Raw genomic sequence first — 5,828 nt, 5'->3', positions numbered from 1 at the left:
GTTAGGGCCGACCGAATTTCGCCTGCTGTCGACTTTTATGGAAAAGCCTGGACGGGTCTGGAGCCGAGAAGCCTTGCTTGATCGAGTTTGGGGCAGAGACATCTACGTCGATACCCGCACTGTGGACCCGCGAACAGCTCGCCATGGGGCTTTTCAACCTCACCAGCGACGTCGGCGAGGTCGGCCGTACCGACCCGACGCGGCTCGACGAAGCCATGGGCCTCCTCCAGGAACTGCGGGAACTGCGACGCAACGACGACGTCCCCGCCATCCGAGAGGAACTCGCCAAGGGGCTCGTCAACCTCATAACCAGTACGGGGCAACTTGGCCGGACCGACGGTGACAAGCTCGTCCAAGCGGAGGGACTGCTGATGGAAACTGTCGGGCTGGCCGAGAAGGACCCGCGAGAGCAAGTCTGGAGTGCGGTCGTCAAAGCATCACTGAATCTCGCGGCGGCCGTCGGCAATGGTCATAAGCAATTCTACTCGTTCGTCTCGCGCGCGATGATCCTCGGGACGCTGGAGCCAGAGTTCCTTCCCGTCCAAAGGGAACTCTTCAGGCAGGCGGGCATCGAAGACGACGCCGAGTTTGAAGCGTTGCTAGCCGCGACGAAGCAGCACTTGTCAACGGTTCATGGCGACGACGACGAGAAGCAAACGTGACGCGTCGGATCTCTTAACACCCCGCTGGCATCGGGCGAGTTGTGTCGCATGTGCTTCGAAACGAGCTGCAGGCGCGCGGCGCTTCGGCGGACGGTGTAGGTCAATGGTTGCGCCGCCTCGCGGTTGAGCGCGTGTCCTCGTGGAAATGCCCTTACCGCGTGAGACTTCAAGAAGGGCACCTGCGGCGAGTGTCGGAGGCCTTCAGCGTGTTGTCTGACAGGCGAATCGGACGTGGGGGTGCTGGGTGAGGCGACGGGATGCCGGCGCGTCTCGGATGAGATCGGGCGGCGATAACTTCGGGCGGGGATATCAGTCTCTGAGACGCGATGTGATCGGACCTGCAGCAACGGTCGGGGGCGATAACGTGCCGGTCGCTGTGCAGTGTTGGTGACGGGCTTTTTCCGGGACGTGGTGTGTTGCTTCAAAAATTGGTTCGCTTCTTCATCCGACCAACCTGCCGGGTCGATGCAGCGGGCGGTGCGGGGTCGCAGCGGCAGCGGTTGTCGCAGCACGTCCCGCGGAACTCGTAGGACTCAGAACAATGAGTAACGAAGAACTGCCCAAGGGGCAAAGCGAACTCCTCGCGTTTGCAAACAACGTCAACGACAAGTTCGATGGCCGCGAGGTTGAGTGGCATCTCACAGAAGCCCAGGTCAATCAGCTGGGGACCGACGTCGCGGCGGCGCACAATGCGCTCGCGAAGTTGAGTGATCCGATGACGCGGTCGCCGGGGAATGTCTTCCTGAAAGACGTGGCGTTCAATCAGATGACCACCACCCTGCGATCGCTCATCCAGGCGGTGAAGAACAATCCGCTGGTTCCTGAATCGCTCCTCGCGCAGATCGGCGTGACGCGGCGTGGCAGCAATCCGCCGACGCCCGCGCCGGTGCCGACGGAGGCACCGTTGGTGAGTGCGATGGCGGTGTCGCCGACGGCAATCAAGGTGATCGTGCGGTCGCCGAGCGATCCCGATCGTCGCGGCAAGCCGGCCGGCATCCGTCAGGTGGCCGTCGCGACGAGTGTCAGCGAAACGGCGCCGACGTCGAGCACGCAGTGGAATCAGGCAGTCCTGTCGGGCAAGACGACGGTCGAGGTGCCGATGGGTTCGCTGGTCGAGCCGGCGACGGTCTGGGTGACGGCCTGGTGGATCAACAGCCGCAACGAGATCGGCCCGTTCGCCACGCCCCAACGCGTCCGCCTCGCCGGCACCGGTGCCGCCCTGCCGAATGCGGAGCGGAGTGTCGATGAGACGCCGATGAAGATCGCGGCTTGATCAAGCCGCGGGGAGGGGGTGGGTCGTTGGCTTTGAACGCAAAGACGCAAAGGGGGCAAAGGCCGAGCAAAGGTCAGAAAGAGAGCTGGGTCTGATGTTCCGACCCCTTCTCTCTTCTTTGCTCGGTCTTTGCCTCTTTGCGTCTTTGCGTTTCAGCAGGCGGCTTCCGCGACCGGTGGTCGCTTAGAACAGTGGTTGATGGATACGAAGTCGATGACGGAGCGGGATTGGTTCGACGGGCACGTCTACGGGCGGGAGCCGCGGGAGCCGGAGGGGGTGGTGCTTCGGGATGGCGTGTTGTCGATCGAGGACGGCGGGCGGATGTTGGACGTGCAGATGCGGGTGGAGTTGCCGGCGGCGTCTAGAGGCGTGGTGGTCGTGCTGAACTTCCGCGGGAACGAAGAGACGTTCGGGAACGATCGGCATCAGTATCCGGTCGAGCAGATCCACGCGGCCGGTTGGGGGCTGGCGACGGCGCGTGCGGACGACTTCGCGCCGGACGATCCGGAGCGATGGCGGGACGGCGTGCATGCGTTGCTCGGGCTGTCCAATGACGCGGACGATGCGACGCGGACGTTGGCGTTGTGGGCGTGGGGCTTGTCGCGGATGGCGGACGGGGTGTTGGGCTTGGAAGGAGTCGAGCGGGTGGTTGCGCTCGGGCACAGCCGGATGGGGAAGGCGGCGTTGCTCGCGGCGTACCGGGACGAGCGGTTCGCGGCGGTCGTCAGCAACCAGTCCGGCTGTGGCGGTGCGGCGTTGTTCCGGCGCAAGACCGGCGAGCGGATCGCGGACATCACCCGGCAGTTCCCGCACTGGTTCTGTCGGCGGTTCGATGGATACGCCGGCAAGGACGACGAGTTGCCGTTCGATCAGGACGCGTTGTTGAAGAGCGTCGCCCCGCGGCCGGTCTTGGTGCGGAGCGCTGCCGACGATGCGTGGGCCGATCCCGAGGCGGAGCGGCGATGCGCGGAGGTGAGCGGTGCCGAGTACAGCATTCGGCCCGGCGAGCACAACCTGACGGCGAGCGACTGGGAGGCCGCACTGGCGTTCCTGAACCGTCGTCTACCGTGAGCGATGCCCAGCGTCTGGCTCGACGGCGAACTTGTCTCGGAGGACGACGCGCGGATCGATCCGCGCGACGGCGGGTTCCTTCATGCGGCCGGGGTTTTCACGACGATGCGGGCGAGCGGCGGTCGCGTGCTCATGCTCGACGCCCATCTCGCGCGGCTTCGGCGGTCGTGTGAGGCGTTGTACGTGCCGCTGACGTACAAAGACGACGAGCTGTCGAAGGCGGCGACGTCGCTCTTGGAGGCGAACGGTCTGAGCGACGCCCGGCTGCGTCTTACCGTCACCCGCGGCCGGACCGAGCGCGATCCGCTGCACGGCGAGGTCCACCGCCCCACCGTCCTGCTGACCGCCGGCGAGATGACGCCGGTGCCCGCGGAGTATCGCGACAAGGGCATGACGGCCGTGCTGAACAGCGAGCACAAGCTCAATCCGTACGACCTCCAGGCCGGGCACAAGACGCTCGACTACTTCGGCCGGTTCGCCGCCCTGCGCGACGCGGCCCGTCGTGGTGCGGGCGAGTCGTTGTGGTTCGACGTCCACAACTTCCTGCAGTGCGGCAGCATCGCGAACGTCTTCATTGTCGAGCAAGGCACCCTCGTCACGCCGCCGACGAATGGGGACTTGAAGGACGAGGCGGTCAAGCGGTCGTGCCCGTACCCAAAGTCGTGCGTCCTGCCGGGCACGGTTCGGGCGTGGGTCATGGAGCAAGAAGGGGTGAGGAAGGTTCAGCGTCTGCCGATCGACGTGAATCGGCTGCTGGCTGCCGACGAGGTGTTCGTCACCAACAGCATCATGGGCGTTGTGCCGGTGACGCGTCTGGAGCAGAAGGCGGTCGCGGACGGCCAGCCGGGGCCAGTGACCAGCAACCTGATGGCGCGCTTCGCGGAGCTGATCGATGGTGAGCTGTAGATCGCTCGGTTGCGTTTAAGCAAGACCTAGCTCTGCTCGTCCAGGAAGTTGCGCATCGCCGCGACGGCGTCGTCGGTCGGTGGGTTGTCCTCCTCGACCAGTTCGGCCTCTTCCACGCTGTAAAGTTCTTCGAGCAGTCGTTCTGTCTCGGGCGCGAGCGGGCGCACCACTTTGCGGTGAACCTCGACGCGTCGGTCTGACGCGTCCGCGACGAGCTTCTCCAATGCGGCCTGTGTCGCTCGCCGTCGTCGCCACGGCACCAGATACTTCAGCGGCGGGAGCTGCCACCAGACCGCGACGATGCCCTTGAAGAACGGCACTCGGTAGACGCCGGTATGGGTCTGCTTGAGCGCGCCTGACGTCGTGTAGCCCGTCATCTCCAAAAGCCCCCCGCGGTGGGAGTCCAGAGGCAGTGGCTCGCTCGCAAGGCACCGCTGCGCTCGCTCCTTCGGTCGCTCGGAGAAAGCGTCAGTCTCGAAGGCCCGGTGCAGGCGGTGCAAGTCCGCGAAGTCAATGCCGAGCCATCGCCGCTTTCGGATCGTGTCGGTGTCCGGAAACATCTCCGGCTCCGTTGTCCGCTGCGTGTTGACGACCAGACCGTCGGCGAACGCGGTCGAGATATCGAGCACCGTGGAGTTGGGTCGTGCCTCCTGATTGATCGCCAGTCCGGCCTCGCTCAATGGCAGGAGCTTCTCGTCGGCCGCGGCAAAGGCGAGCAGAATGGCGGCCGTGCGACCGAACGCGACGTGCTCGTAGGCGGTGACACAGATGGTGACACTTGGAATCTGCTCGATCGCTGCAACGCGTCCGATGAGGCGGTAGCCCTGCTGCACGAGCCAGTCGCCGTGTTCCTGTTCGGCCGCGATCTGGGCGAAGGGCGCATTCCACTCATCGAACGGGACGAATGGCCGAGTCATGTTGAAGCGCATGGCTGACACGATGAGTGTCGGCACGATGACGAACATGAAGACGAAGATCGCCCCGATCACCCAGAAAACCCAATCCACGTTGGACGTTGTACCCGATTCGTCCGCCCGACGGAGGTGTCGCGCTTTCGCCGCGAGGACGGCCGCGTTACTGTGATGCGACGACGAAAGGGGCACGTTGACGGCCGAGTGGTTGTTGGGTTGGCAGAATCTGATGTTCCTCGTGCCGCTGGGGCTGGCACTGGCGTACCTGTTTGCTTACTCGCTGTCCGGCTGGACGTTCGGGGATGCGGACGTCGACGCGGACCTTGATGTCGATGCGGACGTGGTTCTCGATCTGGACGCGGATGTCGATTTTGATGCAGACGTCGGTGTCGATGCGGCCGTCGTGAAGCCGGACATCGATGTGGACACCGACATCGGCGACACGCCGTCGGGCATCTTGAACTCGCTGACGTGGGTCGGCGTGGGGAAGGTGCCGCTGTCGATCGTCCTGATGGTCCTGCTGCTGAGCTTCGGCGTCGTCGGCTTCGCAACCAACCAACTGCTCCGCGACGCGATGGGCGTGTTGGCGGTGGCGGTATCGCTGCCGCTGGCGGTGGTGCTGGCTCTGGTGGTGACGGCGACGACGAGTCAGCTCATCGCGCGGTACATGCCGCTCAGCGAGTCGAGTGCCGAGCGCCGCAGCAGCTACGTCGGCAGGCGCGGAACGGTCGTCTTTACCGTCTCGCCCAAAACAGGGACGATCAGCGTCCGCGACGCGGGTGGCGATTTGTATCAGTTGCCCGCTCGCACGCGCGACGGCACCATCGCACCCGGCACCGATGTCGTCCTGACCGACTACCAGGCCGGCGTCTTCCGCGTCAAACAACTCGACCTCTGACCCTCCTCCTTCAGCCCTTCTCCTTCAGCCCTTCTCCTTCAGCCCTTCTCCTTCAGCCCTTCTCCTTCAGCCCTTCTCCTTCAGCCCTTCTCCTTCAGCCCTTCTCC

Annotated in this window: 6 protein-coding genes and 1 pseudogene; 6 read left to right on the top strand and 1 reads right to left on the bottom strand. The window is 64.7% G+C overall.

The annotated features are described in order from the left end of the window. From AAGI46_15195 to AAGI46_15175, 5 genes and pseudogenes are all read left to right on the top strand, one after another. Positions 1-127 (top strand): annotated as a pseudogene (locus AAGI46_15195) (winged helix-turn-helix domain-containing protein). Between the two features lie 16 nt (positions 128-143). Further along, complete coding sequence (locus tag AAGI46_15190) at positions 144-662, top strand: hypothetical protein (protein ID MEM1013552.1); 519 nt, start codon at positions 144-146, stop codon at positions 660-662. 541 nt (positions 663-1,203) lie between these two features. Beyond that, entirely contained in the window at positions 1,204-1,935 is a 732-nt protein-coding gene (locus tag AAGI46_15185) for a hypothetical protein (GenBank protein ID MEM1013551.1), read from the top strand. Between the two features lie 198 nt (positions 1,936-2,133). Next, positions 2,134-3,006 (top strand): hypothetical protein, encoded by an 873-nt coding sequence (locus tag AAGI46_15180; protein MEM1013550.1) that lies wholly within the window; start codon positions 2,134-2,136, stop codon positions 3,004-3,006. A gap of 3 nt (positions 3,007-3,009) precedes the next feature. Then, on the top strand, positions 3,010-3,912 hold the full coding sequence (locus tag AAGI46_15175) for an aminotransferase class IV (protein MEM1013549.1): 903 nt from the start codon (positions 3,010-3,012) through the stop codon (positions 3,910-3,912). A gap of 26 nt (positions 3,913-3,938) precedes the next feature. Here AAGI46_15175 and AAGI46_15170 read toward each other — a convergent pair whose 3' ends face one another. Continuing rightward, entirely contained in the window at positions 3,939-4,919 is a 981-nt protein-coding gene (locus tag AAGI46_15170; protein ID MEM1013548.1) for a hypothetical protein, read from the bottom strand. Between the two features lie 133 nt (positions 4,920-5,052). On the opposite strand from AAGI46_15170, the gene AAGI46_15165 reads away from it, so the two are divergent. Beyond that, positions 5,053-5,721 carry a hypothetical protein gene (locus AAGI46_15165; protein MEM1013547.1) on the top strand — a complete coding sequence of 223 codons (669 nt, stop codon included), beginning with the start codon at positions 5,053-5,055 and terminating at the stop codon, positions 5,719-5,721. Positions 5,722-5,828: the final 107 nt, after the last annotated feature.

Source organism: Planctomycetota bacterium (assembly GCA_038746835.1).
Taxonomy (GTDB): Bacteria; Planctomycetota; Phycisphaerae; order Tepidisphaerales; family Tepidisphaeraceae; genus JBCDKH01.
The sequence above is the reverse complement of the archived record's forward strand: the minus strand, read 5'-3'. Positions and strand labels throughout refer to the sequence as shown.